The sequence below is a fragment of the Staphylococcus sp. HMSC34C02 genome (assembly GCF_001838705.1).
Classification (GTDB): Bacteria; Bacillota; Bacilli; order Staphylococcales; family Staphylococcaceae; genus Staphylococcus; species Staphylococcus borealis.
In genome coordinates this window covers 1-22,192 of the sequence record NZ_KV838566.1, presented here as the reverse complement: position 1 = coordinate 22,192, position 22,192 = coordinate 1, and the positions used below count along the sequence as shown (strand labels likewise).

General features: G+C 33.3%; 19 protein-coding genes and 1 pseudogene. 14 read left to right on the top strand and 6 right to left on the bottom strand.

All coding sequences use genetic code 11. From position 1 onward, the window contains the following. The first annotated feature begins 155 nt into the window (after positions 1-155). Positions 156-1,596: pseudogene (locus HMPREF3239_RS02935) on the top strand (sucrose-specific PTS transporter subunit IIBC). A gap of 46 nt (positions 1,597-1,642) precedes the next feature. Here HMPREF3239_RS02935 and HMPREF3239_RS02930 read toward each other — a convergent pair. Then, positions 1,643-2,584 carry a magnesium transporter CorA family protein gene (locus HMPREF3239_RS02930; protein WP_070854654.1) on the bottom strand — a complete coding sequence of 314 codons (942 nt, stop codon included), beginning with the start codon at positions 2,582-2,584 and terminating at the stop codon, positions 1,643-1,645. A 31-nt stretch (positions 2,585-2,615) separates the two neighbouring features. Next, positions 2,616-3,230: a TetR/AcrR family transcriptional regulator gene (locus tag HMPREF3239_RS02925; protein ID WP_053028669.1), complete on the bottom strand. Its 615-nt coding sequence runs from the start codon at positions 3,228-3,230 to the stop codon at positions 2,616-2,618. A 165-nt stretch (positions 3,231-3,395) separates the two neighbouring features. Here HMPREF3239_RS02925 and HMPREF3239_RS02920 point away from each other — a divergent pair, with 165 nt between their 5' ends. The 8 genes from HMPREF3239_RS02920 (at position 3,396) to HMPREF3239_RS02885 (ending at position 11,296) form a co-directional block, all read left to right on the top strand. Beyond that, a complete protein-coding gene (locus HMPREF3239_RS02920) occupies positions 3,396-4,673 on the top strand; it encodes a YhgE/Pip domain-containing protein (RefSeq protein WP_070854653.1) in 1,278 nt (425 codons plus the stop codon). Positions 4,674-4,834: 161 nt separating this feature from the next. Beyond that, positions 4,835-5,263 carry a MarR family winged helix-turn-helix transcriptional regulator gene (locus HMPREF3239_RS02915; protein WP_053028667.1) on the top strand — a complete coding sequence of 143 codons (429 nt, stop codon included), beginning with the start codon at positions 4,835-4,837 and terminating at the stop codon, positions 5,261-5,263. 112 nt (positions 5,264-5,375) lie between these two features. Next, a complete protein-coding gene (locus HMPREF3239_RS02910; RefSeq protein ID WP_053028666.1) occupies positions 5,376-6,731 on the top strand; it encodes an MATE family efflux transporter in 1,356 nt (451 codons plus the stop codon). A 415-nt stretch (positions 6,732-7,146) separates the two neighbouring features. Then, positions 7,147-8,394: a copper resistance protein CopC gene (locus HMPREF3239_RS02905; RefSeq protein ID WP_070854652.1), complete on the top strand. Its 1,248-nt coding sequence runs from the start codon at positions 7,147-7,149 to the stop codon at positions 8,392-8,394. Positions 8,395-8,408: 14 nt separating this feature from the next. Continuing rightward, a complete protein-coding gene (locus HMPREF3239_RS02900) occupies positions 8,409-9,020 on the top strand; it encodes a YcnI family protein (RefSeq protein WP_070854651.1) in 612 nt (203 codons plus the stop codon). A gap of 207 nt (positions 9,021-9,227) precedes the next feature. Next, positions 9,228-9,644, top strand: coding sequence for a DUF2871 domain-containing protein (locus tag HMPREF3239_RS02895; RefSeq protein WP_070854650.1), 417 nt, complete (start codon positions 9,228-9,230; stop codon positions 9,642-9,644). Between the two features lie 197 nt (positions 9,645-9,841). Then, positions 9,842-10,873, top strand: coding sequence for an NAD(P)/FAD-dependent oxidoreductase (locus tag HMPREF3239_RS02890; RefSeq protein ID WP_053028662.1), 1,032 nt, complete (start codon positions 9,842-9,844; stop codon positions 10,871-10,873). A gap of 21 nt (positions 10,874-10,894) precedes the next feature. Then, on the top strand, positions 10,895-11,296 hold the full coding sequence (locus HMPREF3239_RS02885) for a GNAT family N-acetyltransferase (RefSeq protein ID WP_053028661.1): 402 nt from the start codon (positions 10,895-10,897) through the stop codon (positions 11,294-11,296). A 56-nt stretch (positions 11,297-11,352) separates the two neighbouring features. Here HMPREF3239_RS02885 and HMPREF3239_RS02880 read toward each other — a convergent pair whose 3' ends face one another. Continuing rightward, positions 11,353-12,348, bottom strand: coding sequence for an acrylyl-CoA reductase family protein (locus HMPREF3239_RS02880; RefSeq protein ID WP_070854649.1), 996 nt, complete (start codon positions 12,346-12,348; stop codon positions 11,353-11,355). 334 nt (positions 12,349-12,682) lie between these two features. On the opposite strand from HMPREF3239_RS02880, the gene efeO reads away from it, so the two are divergent. From efeO to HMPREF3239_RS02865, 3 genes are read left to right on the top strand one after another with little or no spacing between them, the layout of a single operon-like run. Then, positions 12,683-13,543, top strand: a complete 861-nt coding sequence (gene efeO, locus HMPREF3239_RS02875) for an iron uptake system protein EfeO (protein WP_053028659.1) — start codon at positions 12,683-12,685, stop codon at positions 13,541-13,543. Beyond that, a complete protein-coding gene (gene efeB / locus HMPREF3239_RS02870; RefSeq protein WP_070854648.1) occupies positions 13,540-14,766 on the top strand; it encodes an iron uptake transporter deferrochelatase/peroxidase subunit in 1,227 nt (408 codons plus the stop codon). Before efeO ends, efeB begins: the two co-directional genes overlap by 4 nt. Next, positions 14,747-16,492 (top strand): FTR1 family iron permease, encoded by a 1,746-nt coding sequence (locus HMPREF3239_RS02865; protein ID WP_070854647.1) that lies wholly within the window; start codon positions 14,747-14,749, stop codon positions 16,490-16,492. Before efeB ends, HMPREF3239_RS02865 begins: the two co-directional genes overlap by 20 nt. A 67-nt stretch (positions 16,493-16,559) precedes the next feature. Here HMPREF3239_RS02865 and tatC read toward each other — a convergent pair whose 3' ends face one another. Together tatC and tatA are read right to left on the bottom strand one after the other, a co-directional pair. Then, a complete protein-coding gene (gene tatC, locus HMPREF3239_RS02860) occupies positions 16,560-17,315 on the bottom strand; it encodes a twin-arginine translocase subunit TatC (RefSeq protein ID WP_070854646.1) in 756 nt (251 codons plus the stop codon). Continuing rightward, positions 17,257-17,490 (bottom strand): twin-arginine translocase TatA/TatE family subunit, encoded by a 234-nt coding sequence (gene tatA, locus HMPREF3239_RS02855; protein ID WP_141763584.1) that lies wholly within the window; start codon positions 17,488-17,490, stop codon positions 17,257-17,259. Before tatA ends, tatC begins: the two co-directional genes overlap by 59 nt. 162 nt (positions 17,491-17,652) lie before the next feature. Here tatA and HMPREF3239_RS02850 point away from each other — a divergent pair, with 162 nt between their 5' ends. Further along, positions 17,653-18,168: a GNAT family N-acetyltransferase gene (locus HMPREF3239_RS02850; protein WP_070854644.1), complete on the top strand. Its 516-nt coding sequence runs from the start codon at positions 17,653-17,655 to the stop codon at positions 18,166-18,168. A 184-nt stretch (positions 18,169-18,352) separates the two neighbouring features. Here HMPREF3239_RS02850 and HMPREF3239_RS02845 read toward each other — a convergent pair whose 3' ends face one another. Next, positions 18,353-20,041: a CDP-glycerol glycerophosphotransferase family protein gene (locus HMPREF3239_RS02845; protein ID WP_070854643.1), complete on the bottom strand. Its 1,689-nt coding sequence runs from the start codon at positions 20,039-20,041 to the stop codon at positions 18,353-18,355. Positions 20,042-20,416: 375 nt separating this feature from the next. Here HMPREF3239_RS02845 and HMPREF3239_RS02840 point away from each other — a divergent pair, with 375 nt between their 5' ends. Beyond that, positions 20,417-22,018 carry an L-lactate permease gene (locus HMPREF3239_RS02840; protein WP_070854642.1) on the top strand — a complete coding sequence of 534 codons (1,602 nt, stop codon included), beginning with the start codon at positions 20,417-20,419 and terminating at the stop codon, positions 22,016-22,018. The last annotated feature ends 174 nt before the right edge of the window (positions 22,019-22,192 follow it).

Below are 22,192 nucleotides of genomic sequence, written 5' to 3'. Positions count from 1 at the left end.
TTGTATCGTCATTTATTTCGTTCCCGAAAGTTTATATCATGAACCTTAAATATGAACAAATAGTGAAAATAAAAAAGCGTATTGCGTTATTTTTTGGAACCGGTTACAATTAAATTAATAAATAGAACCGGTTCCATTCAATAGGAGGGAAAGTAATGAACTATAAAAAGTCAGCTGAAGATATTCTTGAGGCTATAGGCGGTGAAGACAATTTAGATGCAATGGCGCACTGCGCGACAAGATTAAGACTTGTGCTTAACGATGAAAGTAAGGTAGATGAAGATGCTTTATCAAACATGGATGTTGTTAAAGGAACATTCTCAACGGGTGGTCAATACCAAATTATTATTGGCTCGGGTACGGTTAATAAGGTGTTTAATGAACTTGAACATATAACTGGTAAAGAAGCTTCAACAACGTCAGATGTAAAAGATAAATCAACGCAAAATATGAATCCATTACAGCGATTCGTGAAGATGCTCTCAGATATTTTTGTTCCTATTATTCCAGCCATTGTAGCTGGTGGGTTATTAATGGGGATTAATAATATATTAACTGCACCTGATCTCTTTTATGATCATCAATCGTTGATAGATGTTCATAGTCAATTTGCTGGCTTAGCAGATATGATTAATATTTTTGCGAATGCACCGTTTACGCTGTTACCTATACTAATTGGATTTAGTGCAGCGAAACGCTTTGGAGGTAACCCTTTCTTGGGTGCAGCACTAGGTATGATTCTCGTACATCCATCATTAATGAGTGCTTATGATTTTCCTAAAGCTGTAGAAGCGGGTAAAGCCATTCCACATTGGGACTTGTTTGGTCTACATATTAATCAAGTCGGTTATCAAGGACAAGTATTACCAATGTTGGTGGCTGCCTACATTTTAGCTACGATTGAAAAAGGATTACGAAAAGTGATTCCTACTGTATTAGATAATTTATTAACACCATTATTATCTATATTAGTAACAGCCTTTCTAACATTCTTATTTGTAGGTCCAATAACTAGACAACTTGGGTATTGGTTATCAGATGGCTTAACATGGTTATAACTTTGGTGGTGCCATTGGTGGATTTATCTTTGGCCTATTCTATGCACCAATTGTTATTACAGGTATGCATCATAGTTTTATTGCTGTAGAGACAACGTTAATTGCTGATCAAGCGAAAACAGGTGGATCATTTATCTTCCCAATCGCAACAATGTCTAACGTGGCACAAGGTGGTGCGGCACTCGCAGCATTTATCATCATTAAAAATAATAAAAAGTTAAAAGGTGTTGCCTCAGCAGCAGGTGTTTCAGCATTGTTAGGAATTACAGAGCCAGCGATGTTTGGTGTGAATCTTAAATTAAGATATCCATTTATTGGCGCAATTATTGGTTCTGCTATAGGCTCGGCTTATATTTCATTCTTTAAAGTTAAAGCCATCGCTTTAGGTACAGCAGGATTACCAGGGTTTATTTCAATTAATCCAGCACACGCAGGGTGGTTACATTACTTTGTTGGTATGCTGATTGCCTTTATTGTATCTGTAGCGATAACATTTATTTTATCCCGACGAAACGCTTATCGAGCTACCGCTAAATAACAAAACCGGTCTTCTGAATGTCTCAGAAGACCGGTTTTTTGTGTTGTTATAATTTTTGTTTTCGCCATAAGAAGATACTCACAATTGTAACAAGGATAAGTGAAATACCTACAATAAATAGCCATGATGTATAGCTTTTTTCATCGAGTGGAAGTGGGACATTCATCTCGAAGAAACTAAAGACAAGCGTTGGTAAAGTGAGTAATACTGTAAAGAGCGTAAGTGTCTTCATAATATTATTCATTTCGTTTGATAATAATGAAGAATATGATGTTGTGATACTCTCCAGAATTCCCGTATATAATTCTGTCGTTTCAATCGCTTGGTTGTTCTCAATCACTAAATCTTCCAATAAATCCTCGTCTTCATCAAAGCGTTTGATGGCAGGTAATCGGAACAATTTTTTTATGATAGTGTCATTACCTTTTAAAGCGGCAAGGAAGTAAACCAAACTTTTTTCAACTTCCATTAATTTATATAATTGTTTATTTGTAATGTTATTTTTTAACTCACGTTCAATTCGGATTCGTGATTTATTTAAGAGTCGTAAATTTCTGTTGTAGTGGTTTGAAATTGTTAATAAGATATCCAATGCAAAACGACTATGGAAATTTAAATTTACATTATCTTGTCGCGCATAATTTTCTAAAAATTCATTTTCAGCGTCACAGATTGTTAAAATGAGTCCTTTTCCAATAACAATACCTAATGGAATGGTAACGAATGATAAGACGCGACGATTGGTTGAACTGACGATGGGTAAGTCAATAATGATAAGTGAGTAACCTGTGTCATCATCATATTCGATACGTGCACTTTCATCCGCATCTAATGGATCTCGGATAAAATCTTCAGGTAAGTTATACGTTTCTATTAATTGTTCAATTTCTTCTCTATCAGGTTCTACAACATTAATCCATGATGCAGAGTGGTCTAAAGTCGTTTCAACGATGTCATTGTTTGTTGAATGTTTATATGCAGTTAGCATGGTTAATGATTCCTTTCATATTCATTTAGTCTCAGTTGGATTGAGTACGTTCATAATGATTTTGGATCATAATACGTAGCGGCCCATTATAAATGATATTAAAAATATGTTTGGTTAACTCATTTACAGAGAGTCGATGATCATCCTGTACCCAATATTTGATAATTGAAATGGTAGCACCTGAAACATAACTGTGAAAATACATTTCGGGAATACCATCAATCTCATGATTAATACTAATATATTTTTGCATATTTTCTTTCATTAAGGAATGAATTTTTTCTTCAAGTCTACTTTTACGTTCAAGTTGAAGAATCGTATGATAAAACTCCATGTTATCAGAGATATGTTGTAATACCTTAGTCAAAACATTATTTATAAAATCTTCAGCGGTATTTTCTGGTGAACTAACATCGAGTTGATTAAATTGAGTCGATGTCCAAATTTGGGATATACATTCATCTTCCATATCAGTTAATAACATGTATTTATCTTCATAATGTAAGTAAAATGTACCACGATTAATATCTGCTTGATCTGAAATATCTTGAACCGTAATTTTGTCGAGGTCTTTACGTTTTAAAAGGTCAGTAAAAGCACGCTTAATTGCTGACTTCGTCTTTCGTATTCTCCTATCTTCTTTCATAAAATATCGACCTCCTAATAATAAATAGACAAAAATGTACAATCTGTTCAATAACATACGGTATTTGAATAATTGATTATTGTTTATTTTTGACTATCTCATTATAATTTACAAAGTATTAAATATTCAACACATTGTTCAATAAATTGTAGGAGGTTAGATTTCATGAATATTTTTAAAAGCAAACTATTATGGCTTGCACCTATTGCAGCGATATTATTATTAGTTATTTTCTCTTTGGCATTTTATCCAGCGTTTAATCCAAAACCAAAACAATTGCCAATTGCCGTTGTAAACAATGATAAAGGTGTAGACATTCAAGGTAATAAAGTAAATATCGGGAAAAAAATTGAAGATAAATTAATGGATAGTGATTCTGATACAGTTAAATGGGTTAAAGTTGATAAAGAATCAGATATTAAAAAAGGTCTTAAAGATGAAAAATACTATGGGGTAGCTATTTTTAATAAAGACTTTTCTAAAAATGCAATGAGTAAAACACAAAAAGTAGTGATGGATAGTAAAAAGGCAGAAATGAAAGAAAAAGTTGAATCAGGTGAAATCCCTGCAGCTGCCGTTCAACAAATGCAACAAAAAATGGGTAACCAAAAAGTTGATGTGAAACAAGCAACATTTAAAACGATTGTAAATAAAGGTGCAAGCATGCAAGCAGCTACGATTACTGGTAATGTGCTTGATGGCATGGGTGATAATTTGAATAAACAAATTACATCACAAAGTCTTAGCACATTAGAAAAACAAGATGTAAAAGTGAGCGCATCAGATATTAAAGGTATCACTAACCCTGTTAAAGTGGATAATCAAGAGTTAAATAAAGTTAAAGACCATCAAGGTGGCGGTAATGCACCGTTCTTAATGTTCATGCCAGTATGGATGGGATCACTTGTAACATCTGTATTATTATTCTTTGCTTTCAGAACAAGTAATAACTTTAAAATTCAACACAGAATTATCGCATCATTAGGTCAAATGTTATTAGCTGTCATCACAGCATTTGCTGCAAGTTTCGCTTATGTGTACTTCATGCATGGTGTATTAGGATTTGATTTCAATCATACAAATCGAGTAGCACTCTTCTTAGCTATTTCAATACTTGGATTTATCGGATTAATTCTAGGTATTATGGTCTGGTTAGGAATGAAATCTATTCCAATCTTTGTTATTTTAATGTTCTTTAGTATGCAATTAGTCACATTACCTAAAGAAATGCTACCTAAAGCGTATCAAGGTTGGGTTTATAAAATTGATCCATTCACACATTATACAAATACCCTTAGAGAAATTATTTACATGGGTAGTCATATTGAAATGAATGCAACGATGTGGATGATGATAGGATTTATTATTTTTGGTGCAGTTTCTAGTTTAACTGCAGCTATCGTAAGAAAACATAGTAATAAACGTACTGAAATTCCATCATAGGAATGGAGTTATTTGCCTCAAATTTGGCATGAACGTGCTAAATTTGAGGCTTTTTTTGAAAATAAAAATAAACTGAAAATTTAAACTTTAATATATCGGTTGACTATGATAAGAATCGGCGTATTATATTCGTTAGACATCTAACGAAATGGAGTGAGACGATGGAAGCTACCTATCAATATTTAGTCAGAATGTTGGCGCATGAGATGAAACATTACGCTGATCGAAAACTAGATGAGTATAATGTCACACAAGAACAAAGTCATACGTTAGGTTATATTTACAGACATAAAGACCAAGGCATAACACAAAATGAATTATTAAAGACATTTAAACGAAAAGGGTCAACGGTAAGTTCAATACTTAAAGGTCTGGAGAATAAAGGACTTATTTATAGGATGGTAGATCCTGAGGATTCCAGACGTAAGAATTTGAAATTAACTAAAGAAGGAACGCAACTGGTTGAATCTTTTGTCAGCATCTTCGACGATATTGAAAGTATACTTGTCAAAGATTTTGATGAGAATGAAAAGCAACAACTTAAAAGCTTATTTGAACGCATGCTGAATAATATTAAAACAGAAAATTGATTATTAAAGCTAGCTGAAATTTAAAGTAATGATGGAATAGCAGCTAGCAATTATTTTGGAAATATAGTTAGATATCTAATTATTAGATATCTAATATAAGGAGATTATGGAAATGAAAGACGAACAATTATTTTACTTTGAGAAAGCATCTATATTTAAAGCGATGATGCATTTCTCATTACCGATGATGATAGGCTCATTATTAAGTGTGATTTACGGTATCTTAAATGTATACTTTATTGGCTTTTTAGATAATAGCCATATGATTTCAGCGATATCTTTAACATTGCCTATATTCGCAGTACTCATGGCATTTGGTAATTTATTTGGTGTAGGAGGCGGGACTTACATATCACGTTTACTTGGTGCGAAAGACTACACTAAAAGTCATTATGTAAGTAGCTTCTCAATATATAGTAGTTTTGTTTTGGGACTTGTTATTGCTATCATAACGCTACCATTTACGGACCAAATTGCGAGTATACTTGGTGCCAGTGGTGAAACGTTGAACTATACGAGTGACTATTTAAAAATTGAATTTTTAAGTACACCGTTTGTTATTTTATTTTTTGTTTTAGAGCAATTTGCTAGAGCAATCGGTAAACCAATTATTTCGATGATTGGTATGCTCTCAAGTGTTGGCATCAATATCATCTTAGATCCGATTTTGATTTTTGGATTACATTTAGATGTCGTCGGTGCAGCATTAGGTACTGCTATTTCAAACGTGGTCGCAGCAATCTTTTTCATTGTTTACTTTTCTAGAAAAAATGAAACATTATCACTCAATATTAAACATGCCAAACCGACTAAAGCGATGATGCAAGAAATATTTAAAATTGGTATACCTGCATTCTTAATGGTTGTCTTGATGGGCGTAACAGGTTTGGTCGTGAATTTATTCTTGGCAACGTATGGTAACTATGCCATCGCAAGTTACGGTATCTCATTTAGACTCGTTCAATTTCCTGAATTAATTATTATGGGGCTTTCCGAAGGTGTTGTCCCTCTTATCGCGTACAATTTCGTAGCGAATAAAACAAGAATGAAAGATACAATTAAAGTAGTCATCATGTCTATTGCAGTTATATTTGTAGTTTGTATGACTGTCGTTCTTTTAGCTGGTCATACCATCGTTCAATTGTTCAGTACAGACCCACAAATTGTCGTCTTAGCTACATTTATCTTAAAAGTTACTATGACATCATTACTTCTAAATGGTATTGGTTTCTTATTTACAGGTATGTTGCAAGCTACAGGACAGGGTCGCGGTGCTACGATTATGGCTATCGCACAAGGGACAGTTATTATTCCAGTTCTATTTGTTTTAAATAGTATATTTGGATTAGCTGGTGTCATTTGGTCATTATTAATCGCGGAAACAGTTTGTGCTTTGTTAGCAATGTTTATTGTGTATGCCTTAAGAAATCGATTAACAGTAGATACAGCATCTTTAATTGAAACTTAATAAAATGACTAAAAGATTAACAATATAAATTCAAGCGCATAAAACGATTTATAATGAAGATTGAGTTTGAAATTTGAGTTAATAGAAGTCTAGTAATAAGGAGGGAGTGGGACAGAATGCTATTAAAATTCGTCGTCCGCTCCCATCTTGCTTTTCTTGTCGAATTTCTTAGTGACATTCTCTTTGCTGGGGCCCACTCGGCAGGATGACTAGAAGTGAGAAAAGCTTGCTTAAAGCGCCTTTTCAGTTCAGTCAGCTACTGCGAATTTCTAAAATAGCATCATCATATTATTTATGTCCGGCCCATTTCCTGTCTTTATTTTGGATAAAAAGTGACAAATTAGAATAATTATTGTTAAATAGCACACATTATTTTATTATAAGTGAATGAGCAAAATTTTATGGGAGGATGGCAATGGTGAATTTACAACGAAGTTCTAAAGTAGCTTTGGCATTGGTAATGATGTTCTTATTATTGTTAATTCCAACACTTCAAAATGTCGCATCTGCGCATGCAACTTTGGAAAAAACAACACCACCACAAAATGGGGTGATATCAAAGCAACCTGATGCTATAGAGTTAACATTTAATGAGCCAGTGAATGCTGAATATTCGGGAATCACATTATACAATGATAAAGGGGATAAAGTAGGCGATATAGATCCTACTACAACGGGACATTCTAAAACGCTCTCATTTCCAACTGATAAAGTACAACATGGTACACAGCAAATAGAATGGCATACCGTATCTGCTGATGGGCATGAGATTAGCGATCGATTTGAATTTTCAGTAGGTGAAAAGACAGCAAGTGGTGTCGATACATCTCCAGCCTTTTATGAAACACCTGATTTCTGGTTTGGTCTATTTAGATACATAGCGGAAGGTGCAACAATTATACTTGTAGGGCTATATTGGTTGAATGGTATTGCACGTCGTAATAATTTATCAACATTTGATGTTTTTCCTAGACATATTGCAGTATCTTTAATCATGATGATGGCCTATTTAATGTCGCTTATACTCTATTTAATGACATTATCTTCAGATGTACTAGATGACATATTATCACTTCAACCTAGCGTGATAACGCAATTTCCATATATATTAAGTGCCATAGCGTTAATCGTATTAAGTGGCCTATTCGTCTTAAGAAATATGGAGAAATCATGGTATTGGATGATTTCTATTGCTATGATTTTAGCAATGAGTATGTCAGGTCATGCATGGTCGCAAAGTGTGCCATTATGGTCAATTATACTTAGAACACTTCATTTAACAGGTATCAGTTTATGGTTAGGCGCACTATGTTATTTATTAATTTCAGTATTTACACGTAAGAAAGACGCTGTAGATTTATTACGTGAAATATTGTTTAAAGTTAATGCTACAGCAGTAGGGATTATCATTATTTCAGGCGTGTTAATGTCTATTGATCAAACAAAGATTTTATCAATTTGGACAAATATGCAAACGTGGACGGTATTCTTATTAGTTAAAGTCATTGGTACGTTAATCATGATGATACTAGGATTATTGCAAACAACACGTGCACTTAACAAACGTCATAGAGTCAATAAATCTTCACTTATTATAGAAGTTGTCATTGGTATTGTGCTTATTTTGATTGGTGTAATTATGAGCCAAATTAGTATTCCATAAAAAGGAGAAAAAAGATGATTAAAAAATTATTAGCGACAAGTTTCATACTCTTTTTTGCACTAGGTTTCTTTAAAGTAGCAGACGCACACGTCACTTTGAATCCTAAAGCAGTGGATCCTGAATCCTATGAAAAAGTAGATGTAAGAGTGCCAGTAGAACAAAAAGATCATACTGAAAAAGTGGAATTAGAAGTTCCGAAAGAAGTACAAGTTGTTAATATTCAACCAGTGGATGGTTATAAACATAAAATAGATAAAGATAAAAAAGGTAATATCACTAAAATTACTTGGACAGCTAAAGGTAAAGGGATTGGGCCTGATGAATTTATGGATTTCCCAATTGTTGTAGCTAGTCCTAAAGATGAAGGCAAGTATGAATTCAAAGCCATTCAAACCTATGATAATGATGATAAAGTCAAATGGACTGGTAAAGAAGATAGTGAACACCCAGCACCAACGTTAGAAGTTAAAAAGAATGCTAATGCAGTAGAAACGAAAGATGATAAATCACAAGATACTGCTAGTGCACAACAATCTTCAGGTGGTTCAATTGCTTTATGGATCGTTTCAATTATTGCCATTATATTATCATTAGTAGCATTATTTAAACATTCAAGAAATAAATAATGTTAAGTGAGTCAAGGACTAAAGGATACTTAGTCAATTTAAAGTAACTAACTAAACACTTAAGCGCGTTACTTTAAAATTTGTCTGTTCTAGTCCCGCTCCCTAAACGCTACTGCACTGACAATGATGTAACGCAATATTGCATATATTGTCACTTTAAAGTTGATGATAATAAATTATAATATTAGTGTGAGGGAGGCATTATTTATGCGACGATTATTATATGCGTTTTTAGTCTACATGATTTTAGGACTCATTAGTGGGTTCTACTATAGAGAGTTGACAAAAGCACATGAATTTACGGGCGATACACAATTATCTATTGTACATACGCATACACTTATTTTAGGTATGTTTATGTTTTTAATTCTTATACCACTAGAGAAGGTATTCAAATTAAGTAGTTATTACTTATTTAACTGGTTCTATTATGTTTATAACATCAGTGTCATTGTAACGATTGGTATGATGGTAACGAAAGGCACTTTCCAAGTATTAGGAAAAAGCTTTTCCCCGGAAGCATTTGCTGGGTTTGCCGGTATCGGTCATACAGGTATGCTAGCCGGATTATTATTATTATTTTTCTTAATTCGACAAGCAGCCTTAAAAGAACCAAGAGATTAATTGATAATAGGGAGACTTTTCATATTAATAGCACGTGAGTGTTATGTATGGAAAGTCTTTTTTTATAAATAAAGTATGAATACGATGATTTGAAAATATGATTTTCTTCAATAATATATGCACATATTGTATAATATAGGCAAAATAATGATAATTATTATCATTTGAAAAGGGACACAATCTTGGGAGGATAAATGATGCAAGATGTAACAATTATTGGAGGCGGACCTGCTGGGTTATTTGCAAGTTTCTATGCGGGACTACGAGGTATGTCAGTGCGAATCATTGACGTGCAAGATAAATTAGGTGGTAAAATGCAAATCTATCCAGAAAAGATTATTTGGGATATTGGTGGCGTCGCTCCGAAACCATGCTTTGAGATTATTAAAGATTTGATCGACCAAGGATTACATTTTAACCCTAAAGTGAATTTAAATGAACGTGTTACAGATATACGTAAAATAGCCGAAAGACATTTTGAAGTTGAAACAGATCGTGGACACATCTATGAATCAAAATCTGTCATATTTGCAGTTGGTGGTGGCATAATTAATCCGAAACCACTTCAAATTAAAGATGCAGAACGGTACCGTTTAACGAATTTACATTATGTTGTTCAATCATTTTCTAAATTTAAAGGTAAAGATATATTGATTTCTGGTGGTGGTAACACGGCTTTAGACTGGGCAAGAGATTTAGCGAATATCGCCAATTCAATTACATTAGTTTATAGAAAGTCAGATATTAAAGGGTACGAAGCGATGATTCAAGTCCTTGAATCATTAAATGTGACTTTAATGCCTAAAACACAAATTAAAGCGTTAATTGGTGACAATCAATGTGAATGTATCAAAGAAGTGACACTTGAGAATAGTGAGACTGGTGAAGTAATCACTCGAGCGTTTGACGACGTTATTATTAGTCATGGCTTTGATCATGAGAATCCACTATTAACAGATTGTACATCTAAACTTGATTTATATGATGACTATCGTGTTAAAGGGTTTGGTAATACAACAACGAGTATTCCTGGCATCTTTGCTTGTGGCGATATCGTACACCATGATGCTAAAGTGCATCTTATTGCAAGTGCTTTTAGTGATGCTGGAAATGCAGCGAATCTAGCTAAAACGTATATTGACCCTGATGCATACAAAGAAGGATATGTTTCAAGTCATAATGACGTATTTAAAGAATCCAATAAGGCTGTTATTAAACAATATTTATAAAATTAACCAAGGGGGAAGACGATGATTAGATATTCTCATGAAGCTCCAGAAGCTGAGGCGTATTGTCATTTAAGAGTTAAGGCAGGCATGAGCCCAAAGTCAATAGCTGCAGCGCAAAAAGGATTACCTAATAGTTGTTTTAACATTACCATTTATGATGACCAACAACTGATAGGCATGGGCAGAGTCATTGGTGATGGTGGAACGGCATTTCAAATTGTAGATATAGCCGTCGATCCAGACTATCAAGGCCAAGGCTGTGGCAGAATCATATTAGAGCAAATTATGTCATATTTACATTCCGTCGCTGAAAAGGGGACTTACGTTAGTTTGATTGCGGATTACCCAGCCGATCAACTCTATAAAAAATTCGGGTTTACATCAACAGAGCCAAAATCAGGTGGTATGTATATCGTATTTTAACTATAAAAATCACTAGGACGAATCAAATCATACTTGATTGTCCTAGTGTTTGTTTTTTATGCATTAAAATCGATGATAATACGACCAAAATTGTCATGATTTAATACGGTTTCAATCGCTTCTGGTAATTCTGAAAATGTGATGGTTTGCTTAATATCATGTAGTTGATTAGATTTTAAGTCCGTCGCTAAACGTCTCCAAACACGCTCACGGAGTTTCATAGGTGTAAATACAGAATCAATTCCGACAAGGCTGACACCTCTCAAAATAAATGGATAAACAGTTGCATCAAATGACACACCACCGGTTAACCCAATCAATGCGACACCACCATTATTATTGATACGTTTTGTGACATAAGGTGTACCATTTCCACCGATTGGATCAATGGCAGCTTGCCAAGTTCTAGAACCAAGTGGCTTATCATCGTTTTGTGTAATACGATCAATAATCTCATTTGCCCCCAAGGTTTCTAATTTATCTACAGCATGTTTATTACCAGTACTAGCAACAACGTGATATCCTAAATTAGATAACATCAGAACAGCTAATGCACCAACACCACCAGATGCCCCACGTACAAGGACTTTACCGCCTTCTAATGTCATAAAACCAGCTTTTTCTAATTTCTCTATTGCTAATCCAGCTGTATAACCTGCTGTACCATAAATCATAGCCTCTTCTAACGACAGATTGTCAGGTAATTGAACGACCCAATCCGATTTTACACGTGCATATTCACTGAAACCACCATAATGATCGATACCTAAATCATAGCTTGTAACAATCACTTCTTCGCCTTCATCAATCGTTGGATCCTCTGATTTTACTACAACGCCTGCTAAATCGATACCAGGTACCATCGGGTATGATTTTAGAATGTGATTATTATCTGTTGTAGCTAAGGCATCCTTATAATTAATTCCAGAATAATGAACTTTGATTAAGACGTCACCTTCTGGTAAATCATCCATAGTTATTTGAGTAAAGTTAGGTTTCACACTTCCATCTTCATTTTTATCAACTATAAAAGCTTTAAATTGTTCTTTCATATTATGTAACTCCTTTATATTAAACTTTATAAGTATATAATACCCGCATCTCAATTGATCTAAACTTTCTCTTAGTCAAATGAGTAAAGATTAATAACTTTAAAAAATAAAAAAATTTTAAGTTAAAATTGTATTTGAATTGTTGTTGACACATCAAAGGGGTAAATCTATAATAAATTTGATAATGATTATCAATTGAAAATTATAAGTGTTTATATGAATATAAAAGACGTTATAACCATGATTGTGAGTTGGTGTTAAATATAGCGTAAGGTTACCAACACGAATCATCTTCAAATGATAATCGCCTAAACTATATTGAGGTGAATACATAATGAAAAAATTACCAACTATTTTACTCGCATCATCGTTACTTTTAGCAGCTTGTGGCAATAATGGTCACAGTGACGACAGTAGCAAAGACAAGCAGTCACAAAGCAGTAAAGGTGAGAACAAAGCTGCTTTACAAAAGGCTACCAAAGAATATGAAAAATATACGGATGGCCAACTTGATAAATTCTTAGAAGGCACAGAAAAATTTGTTGCGGCAATTAAAGCAGATGATATGGATAAAGCTAAAGCATTATATCCTAAAGTGCGTATGTATTATGAAAGATCAGAACCTGTCGCAGAAGCTTTTGGTGATTTAGATCCTAAGATTGATGCGCGTTTAGCAGATATGAAAGAAGAGAAAAAAGAAGATCAATGGACAGGCTATCATAAAATTGAAAAGTCACTTTATCAAGACAATAAAATAGATGAAACAACTAAAAAAGATGCTGATCAATTATTAAAAGATGCGAAAGAATTAGATGCGAAAGCAGATACTTTAGATATTACACCTAAATTAATGCTACAAGGTTCAGTTGATTTATTAAATGAAGTTTCAACTTCTAAAATAACTGGAGAAGAAGAAATTTATTCTCATACCGATTTATATGATTTCAAAGCAAATATTGAAGGTGCACAAAAGATCTATGAATTATTCAAACCAGAATTGGATAAAAAAGATAAAAAATTAAGTTCAGACATTCAAAAGAATTTCGATAAAGTTAATCAACTGCTAGATAAGTATAAAGATGGCGACGGTTATAAAGACTATAGTGCAGTAACCAAAGAAGATAGAAAAGCATTATCAGATGCTGTCAATTCACTTGGTGAACCACTAAGTAAAATGGCTGTGGTTACCGAATGAGTAATGTAGATGATAAACAAAATGACCAAGTTTCCCGCCGTTCATTCTTAAAAATGCTTGGTATAGGTGGCGCCGGTGTTGTGATCGGTGCTAGTGGCGCAGGTAGTATCCTTTCATTTAAATCGATGTTCGATACACCTGAGAATGAAGACAAAGATGCTTTCGAATTTTATGGTCGTGTACAAGCAGGTATCACAACGCCAACACAAAAAAATTGTAACTTTGTCGCACTAGATTTAAAAACCAAAGATAAAAATGCAATTAAAGATATGTTTAAAAAATGGACGCAAATGTCAGTAAACATGACAGATGGTGCGCCAGCTGCTAAAGATAGTCAGAATGAATTATTACCACCCGCAGATACTGGCGAATCAATAGGATTAGGGGCTAGTAAATTAACATTAACGTTTGGTATTAGTAAATCATTTCTAAAGAAAATCGGTATGTCATCTAAAATCCCAGCAGGATTTAAGGACTTACCACATTTTCCAAATGATCAGTTAGATGATGAGTACAGTGATGGCGATATTATGATTCAAGCATGTTCAAACGATCCACAAGTTACTTTTCATGCAATTCACAACTTGATTCGACCATTTAGAGATGTAGTTAAAATGAAGTGGTCTCAGAATGGCTTTGTATCTGGAAAGCTTGAAGAAACACCAAGGAATTTAATGGCATTTAAAGATGGTACAGTGAATCCACGCAAAAATGATGAACTTAAAAAGTATGTGTTTATCGATGATGGATGGGCTAAAAATGGTACATATTGTATTATTCGTCGTATTCAAATTCATATTGAAACTTGGGACCGAACGTCATTAGAAGAACAAGAAGCAACATTTGGTCGTAAACGTGCATCAGGTGCACCATTAACTGGAAAAAAAGAATTCGACAATATTGATTTAGATGCGAAAGATAGCAGTGGCCAATATGTTATCGATCCTAATGCGCACGCGCGTCTAGCACGTGAAGTTAAAACTTCAATTAAACGTCGTGCCTATAATTATAATGATGGAACAAATGCGAAAACTGGCGCGTTAGAAACAGGCTTAATGTTCATTTGTTTCCAAAAATCAACACAACAGTTTATAGATATTCAAAATAATTTAGGGCATAGTGATAAGCTTAATGAATATATTACACATCGAGGTTCTGCATCCTTCCTTGTATTGCCAGGTGTCAAAAAGGGAGGTTACATCGGTGAAACCTTATTTAATTAAATTAATCGCTGTGTTAATCCTTATTTTCACCGTTATTAGAACGGTTCCACCACATCAAGTTAGTGCTGCAGATGATAGTAAAATCAGTGATGTGTATGTGGCGATAACTGATGCAAAATCAACGATAGAAGATAAAGCTAAAAGCAATCAAGAAAAACAAAATGCACTCGCTGATATTAAAGAAAAAGTGAAATCTTTAAATATTAAAGATAACAAAGAGGGTAAAGACGTAAAGTCAAAATTAGAAGCGGTAGATAAAGCGTCTTCAACTGAAGCGAAAGCTGACAAACTTTCTGATTTAACAAAATCATTAATCGCTTATGAAGAAGCAGTCTCTACGAAAGATATTAGCGGTGAAATTAAAACACTAAAGCAACAAGTTGATGCTAAAGATGAACCAATCAAGAAGGCCATTAAACATAAAAATGATGCCGAATTACAATCAATTAATAATAGTTTGAATCAAATTTGGACAACGCATGAAACTGCCATCAGAAATTATGACGAAGGTAAATACGGTCAAATTGAAGTTAACTTAATGCAGTTACGTGTTGCCATTCAAAAAGAACCATTAGATACTAAAAAAGTAGACAATGCTTGGACAACATTCAAAACAAGTATTGATACAGTGGATCAAAAACAATCTAGCGCAGATAATGGAAAATATAAAGTAACACAACTTAATGATGAGTTAGACAAAGCGATTAAAGGGATAGAAGATAATCACTTAGATCAAACTGATGCAGCATTATCTAAATTTGTTCAAATTTGGCCGTATGTAGAGGGTAAAATTCAAACTAAAAATGGCACATTATATACGACAATTGAAGATAAAATACCTTATTACCAAAGTATTTTAGATCAAAGCAATAAAGATCGCGTTAAAGAAGGCTTACAAGATATTAATAAAGATATTAAAGACACTGTAGGTCAAGAAGGCTATACATTTGTAGATGTCATGATCATCTTCTTACGTGAAGGGTTAGAAGTATTGTTAGTCATTATGACATTAACGACAATGACACGCAATGTTAAGGACAATAAAGGTACGGCTAGTGTTATTGGTGGCGCAATATTGGGATTAATTCTAAGTATTACCTTAGCCGTAGTCTTCATTCAAACGCTTGGAAATAATGGCTTATTACGTGAAGGCATGGAAGCTACACTTGGCATTATCGCAGTTATTTTAATGTATGTGGTTGGTATTTGGATGCATAGACGTTCAAGTGCTAAACGTTGGAATGACATGATTCAAAATATGTACCAAAATGCGATAAGTAATGGCAACCTAGTATTGTTAGGTACAATTGGCTTGATTTCTGTTCTGCGTGAAGGTGTAGAAGTTATCATTTTCTATATGGGTATGATAGGTAGCATTACGACGATGGATTTCGTGATTGGTATTGCATTAGCGATTGTTATATTGATCGTCTTTGCATTACTATTTAGATTCATAGTCAAACTTATACCTATTTATTACATCTTTAGAGTGCTTTCGATTTTAATTTTTGTAATGGCATTCAAAATGCTTGGTGTAAGTATTCAGAAACTTCAATTGTTAGGAACATTACCACAACATGGCATTGAAGGCTTACCTACAATTGGTTTTATAGGATTTTATCCTAATGTTGAGTCAATTGTAGCGCAATTAATCTACATTATATTGATTGTGTTTTTCATTTTCAAAAATCGTCAGCACAAACAAAATAATTCTGAGCATCATTAAGACATATTAATAATCAAATAAAAACCTCAAGTCTTGTATGTATCAAGGGCTTGAGGTTTATTTGTGTTTAGGCGCGATGTGATAGTCTGGCAATAAGCATACTAAACTCAAACAGGATGATTAGTGGTAGTGTTAAGAGTAAATTTAAAGTGATGTCTGGTGGTGCGATAATACTCGCTATTACAAAGCAACCAAAATAAATATACTTACGATAGTGCTTAAGCGTTTTAACATCTATTAAATCAAATTTAGCAAGTCCCATAAATAACGTAGGAAGTTGAAATAAAATGCCAAAAATGAGTAGCCATCGTATTAATTCATGTAAGTAAGCCTTAAATCCAATGACTGGTTCAATGCTTAAAATGGCAGATAATGTCAAAGAGAAATTAATAATCAATGGAAAGCCTATAAAAAACGCAAACGCAACGCCAATGATAAATAATAACGCACACCATAAACTGTATTTAATGATAAAGCCACGTTCATACGCATGAAGTCCTGGTGCAATAAACGCCCACAATTGGTAAAACACAATGGGTATGATTAAACATAACGCCACAAAAAAGATAATCATAATGTAAATTTGAATCATTTCTGTAAAAGAAAAGGCATGTAATGTTACGTGTGCGCGTTTAATATAATGTATAAATGGTTTCATCCACCAATGTGATGAAATATATACAATGATTGTTGCAACAATAAAGGCGATAAACACTTTGACGAGACGAGATCGTAATTCATCAAAGTGTCCTAAAAGCGTATTGCTATTTAGTATGTTCTCGTTGTTGTTTAGATTCTTTACTGGGCGTATCGTGACTTTCATCTGTATCTATATTTTCTGCAGCGGACTTAAATTCTTTCAAAGTACTACCAATTGCTCGGCCAAATTGTGGTAACTTTTTAGGCCCAAATATAATCAAAGTAATGATGCTAATCACAACTAAACTGGTTGGTCCTGTAATTCCTAATACAAACATGTTTATAACCTCACTCATCATATATAATAATATCATCTTTACTTTATACTCATTGATAAATATTATCAATAGGAATTTTCGCCGTTCACAAATTAAACGAATTTATTGAATAGCGAGACGATTATAGGGAATAAATTATACAATAAAAATACGTAATTCATGATGAATGAGGGGGATTGAATGATGACAGAACAAATAACGATGATTCAAGGTACAGATGTTAGTGATTTAAGACAAATTGCAGAAACTACGTTTTACGATACATTTGAGGGTGAATACACTGAGGATGATTTCGAACAATTTTTTAAGAAAAGTTATAACGAAACTGTATTATTAAATGAATTGAATAATCCTAATTCGTTTCATTATTTTTATAAAGTAGATAATCACATTGCCGGATATTTGAAGCTTAATATTGGTGACGCGCAAACAGAAACAATGGGTGAGGACTATTTAGAAATTCAAAGGATTTACTTCTATAAAAACTATCAAGGTGGAGGAAGAGGGCACACATTTATCCAACTGGCACTCGATAAAGCTCGAGAACTGGGGAAAAGTAAAGTTTGGTTAGGTGTGTGGGAACACAATCAACAAGCATTGTCATTTTATAAGAAACATGGATTCAAAGTGACTGGGCAACATGAATTTATAACTGGTGATGTCGTTGATATAGATTTAATCATGGAAAGACAGGTTTAGCATAGAATATGTTGAAACTAGATAAGGGAGTGGGACAGAATTCTTTTAAATTCGTTGTCCCACCCCCGCAAGGATGACTAGAACTGAGAAAAGCTCGATTTAAGCGCCTTCTCAGTTCAGTCAGCTACTGCGAATTTGCAAAATAGCTTCATTATATTATTTTTGTCCCGGACTCTTTTCATACTTATTTATGATTAATGATATCTCGCATCAATTGCGTTAATTTTTTTAACGACATATTATTATCGTTTACGAGTGGATGGTTAGAAATATCAGTTAATGAATGATGTATTAAATTATTGTGCAATAATGCCTCATCCGTATACCAAACTTTAGCTAAACTATTCATAACATCATCATATACACCACGTTCTTGTTGATAAGCCACATGATTTGGTGTGTAAAGACATACCTTTTTGCCAATCGTTAAAGCATCAAAGATAATTGAAGAATAATCGGTAATTACAACATCCGATATTAATATTAAATCTTGAGTTTCAATATGACTTGGTGCTTCAATTGCACCTTCAGGAAGGGTCATATCATCTTCAACATGACCTTTGAAAATAACGTGGTATGCTTCCAATAATTCTGGAGAGATGGTCATTAATTCTGTAGCATCTTTATCCGCATGCCACGTAGGTGCATATAATAAAATTGGCTTTGTTCGATCCACATTTAAGGCATCTTTAATTTTTTTCTGATGATTTTTATCATTTTGATAGTGGCATAAATAACTTATTCTTGGATAACCATATGAAATCAGTTCCGTATGTTGATTTGGAAATGCTGTTTCAAATAAGCCTGTAGCAGCCTCGGAATCTGTTAAAAGGTAGTCTTGTTTTAGCCATTTATTATATTTACGTGCCTTATAATTGTAGATATTTTTATTTTGGTCTGGTTCTTTGCTATCTAGGAAGAGCTTTTTGATTGGTGTTCCATGCCATAATTGAATCACAGTGCCATTTGGTTTAAATTCATCGGGCATATAACTTTCAATAACGACAATTTTGGCAGTTTCTATTAATTCTTTATTATTTTCTGCATCAGTAGGTAAAAAGTATGGTCCACGTCGATCATTTGTGATGAAATAAGCTTCAGTAGTAGGGTTTCTCTTCACAAAATAATTGAATAAATATTTAGAGTTACCTCTATAACCATAATCAAATCCTAAAAATACAACATGATTTTTAACTTTTGAGGGATCTTTATCATATACATAGCTTAGATTACGATGCTTTTTTAAGGTATGATTTTGCATCTTTCTATAAATCCATTTGGGTAATTTAAATTTAGTAGTGATAAGCCAACTATCTACAAAGCGCATTTCATCTTCTTTACCCGGATATTTAAACTTAGAATATGGAATAGGATGTCCATGAATATAAGCTAATTTATTTAAATCAAAGTGATTAATTTTTTTAATATCAAATGTATCTAAGGAGTTCCAAAATGCATTGCTTGTCGGACATTCATGAATAAAATTAAAAACGACATGATTATCAATATCGATTTCATCTTTCAAAACAGTAACGACGGCTAAATCCATAATAGAATGGATATCATATTTAGATAAATGGAATAAAGCACGTTCAATATTGAAAATGATATTAGGATAATGATTGATATTTTTCATCCATGATAAAAAAGTTAATGTATCATCGCCAAAATAGCGACAGTCATTTAAATATAAGTCATTTAACGTATAGTCTACTGCGATTGAATTATGTGTTGCAGCGACAGCTTCCAACATATCATGATTGATTTTAATATCATTTGAATAAGGAATGAAATGTGAATAACCAGCTGATTTCGCTTTGTTTAGTTGTAATGCAAGATGGCGCATATTTGAAATATTTATTTGTTTAATCATCATACATTGTCCTTTAACTCTTAAATTTCTTAAATATATTTTACCATGTGACTAAGAAAAATTCATATTTACAAAAATGGCATCATTGATAAATTAAAAAGTTTGGGAAATTTTGTTGAAAAAAGAGGATTTTTAATTTGTTAAAAATTTAACAAAAATTTTATAAAAAGTACTATATAGTATTGTCATTTAAGTGGAAAGATGGTATATTTTTATTGTGAAAAAGTTCACAAGACTTAAATTTGTGAAATCTAGCATGATTAACTTGTCGACAAACTAATTAACCTTATAACAGTTAGAAATATGCTCACATTTCAATTGTTAAATCGCTAGAATGTTCATTAATACAAACTAAAGGAAAGAAGAGTCAAAATTATGTTAGTTCAAACATTTGATCCATTTGATAATTTGGTATTATCTAGCTTAATCGCAGCAGTACCTATTATTCTATTCTTATTATGCTTAACTGTATTTAAAATGAAAGGTATTTACGCTGCAATCACAACTTTGGTTGTTACATTGCTTATTGCCATCCCGTTCTTTAAATTACCACTTGGTATTGCAACAGGTGGCGTTGTCGAAGGTTTCTATCAAGGTATTATACCTATTGGTTATATTGTCATGATGGCAGTATTACTATACAAAATCACTCAAGAATCTGGACAATTTAATACGATTCAAGATAGTATTACAAGTATTTCACAAGACCAACGTATCCAATTATTATTAATCGGTTTTGCGTTCAATGCGTTTTTAGAAGGTGCAGCTGGATTTGGTGTACCAATCGCAATTTGTGCGTTATTACTTGCTCAACTAGGATTTAGACCATTACAAGCTGCAATGTTATGTTTAGTAGCGAATGCTGCTTCAGGTGCTTTTGGTGCCATCGGAATTCCAGTCGGTGTGGTAGATACACTTCACTTACCAGGTGGCGTTCATGCAATGGGTGTATCACAAACATCTACATTAACATTAGCAATTATTAACTTCTTTATACCATTCTTACTTATCTTTATCATTGATGGTTTAAAAGGTGTTAAAGAAACATTACCAGCTATCTTAGTTGTATCAGTAACTTATACATTATTGCAAGGATTATTAACAGTGTTCAACGGACCTGAATTAGCTGATATCATCCCACCATTAGTAACAATGGGTGCTTTAGCTTTATTCTCAAGAAAATTCCAACCAAAACATATTTTCAGAGTGCAAAAAGATGTGGAACCTGAGCCGGCGAAACACCATAATGCAAAAGAAATTATGTATGCATGGAGTCCATTCGTTATCTTAACAATTGTAGTTATGATTTGGAGTGCACCATTCTTTAAAAACTTATTCTTACCAAACGGTAAATTATCGGCATTAGTGCTTAACTTCACTTTACCAGGTACATTCAGTGAAGTGGCTAATAAATCAATCATGTTAAGTTTCAATTTCATTGGACAAACAGGTACAGCGATTTTAATCACAATCATTATCACAGTATTAATGGCTAAGAAAGTAAGTTTCGGAGATGCAGGACGTTTATTTGGTGTCACATTTAAAGAATTATGGTTGCCAGTATTAACAATTTGTTTCATTCTTGCTATCTCTAAAATCACTACATATGGTGGTTTAAGTGCAGCAATGGGTCAAGGTATTGCTAAAACTGGAAATGTCTTCCCAGTATTATCTCCTATCTTAGGATGGATTGGTGTATTTATGACTGGATCAGTGGTTAATAACAACTCATTATTCGCACCAATTCAAGCATCAGTTGCACAACAAATTGGTACAAGCGGTTCATTACTCGTAGCTTCAAATACAGTGGGTGGTGTAGCAGCGAAATTAATTTCACCTCAATCAATAGCAATCGCGACTGCTGCTGTTAAAGAAGTAGGTAAAGAATCAGAATTACTTAAAATGACATTACGTTACAGTGTTGGATTATTAATCTTCATCTGTATTTGGACATTTATCTTATCTCTAATTCTGTAATCAATATAAATGAGTGCTTATAAATATAGTTCTTATGAAGATGAGAGCGGCACATAATTCCTAGAAAAATAGCCAGTAAATGAGTTTTTTTATAAATTCATTTACTGGCTTATTTATTGTATAAAAACAGTCTGGGACAAAAATAATATAATAATGCTATTTAGCAAATTCGCA

Coding starts and splice junctions, on each gene's coding strand:
- HMPREF3239_RS02930 (WP_070854654.1), bottom strand. CDS start 2,584: ATGCTAACTGCATATAAACATTCAACAAACAATGACATCGTTGAAACG.
- HMPREF3239_RS02925 (WP_053028669.1), bottom strand. CDS start 3,230: ATGAAAGAAGATAGGAGAATACGAAAGACGAAGTCAGCAATTAAGCGT.
- HMPREF3239_RS02920 (WP_070854653.1), top strand. CDS start 3,396: ATGAATATTTTTAAAAGCAAACTATTATGGCTTGCACCTATTGCAGCG.
- HMPREF3239_RS02915 (WP_053028667.1), top strand. CDS start 4,835: ATGGAAGCTACCTATCAATATTTAGTCAGAATGTTGGCGCATGAGATG.
- HMPREF3239_RS02910 (WP_053028666.1), top strand. CDS start 5,376: ATGAAAGACGAACAATTATTTTACTTTGAGAAAGCATCTATATTTAAA.
- HMPREF3239_RS02905 (WP_070854652.1), top strand. CDS start 7,147: ATGGTGAATTTACAACGAAGTTCTAAAGTAGCTTTGGCATTGGTAATG.
- HMPREF3239_RS02900 (WP_070854651.1), top strand. CDS start 8,409: ATGATTAAAAAATTATTAGCGACAAGTTTCATACTCTTTTTTGCACTA.
- HMPREF3239_RS02895 (WP_070854650.1), top strand. CDS start 9,228: ATGCGACGATTATTATATGCGTTTTTAGTCTACATGATTTTAGGACTC.
- HMPREF3239_RS02890 (WP_053028662.1), top strand. CDS start 9,842: ATGCAAGATGTAACAATTATTGGAGGCGGACCTGCTGGGTTATTTGCA.
- HMPREF3239_RS02885 (WP_053028661.1), top strand. CDS start 10,895: ATGATTAGATATTCTCATGAAGCTCCAGAAGCTGAGGCGTATTGTCAT.
- HMPREF3239_RS02880 (WP_070854649.1), bottom strand. CDS start 12,348: ATGAAAGAACAATTTAAAGCTTTTATAGTTGATAAAAATGAAGATGGA.
- efeO (WP_053028659.1), top strand. CDS start 12,683: ATGAAAAAATTACCAACTATTTTACTCGCATCATCGTTACTTTTAGCA.
- efeB (WP_070854648.1), top strand. CDS start 13,540: ATGAGTAATGTAGATGATAAACAAAATGACCAAGTTTCCCGCCGTTCA.
- tatC (WP_070854646.1), bottom strand. CDS start 17,315: ATGAAAGTCACGATACGCCCAGTAAAGAATCTAAACAACAACGAGAAC.
- tatA (WP_141763584.1), bottom strand. CDS start 17,490: ATGATGAGTGAGGTTATAAACATGTTTGTATTAGGAATTACAGGACCA.
- HMPREF3239_RS02850 (WP_070854644.1), top strand. CDS start 17,653: ATGACAGAACAAATAACGATGATTCAAGGTACAGATGTTAGTGATTTA.
- HMPREF3239_RS02845 (WP_070854643.1), bottom strand. CDS start 20,041: ATGATTAAACAAATAAATATTTCAAATATGCGCCATCTTGCATTACAA.
- HMPREF3239_RS02840 (WP_070854642.1), top strand. CDS start 20,417: ATGTTAGTTCAAACATTTGATCCATTTGATAATTTGGTATTATCTAGC.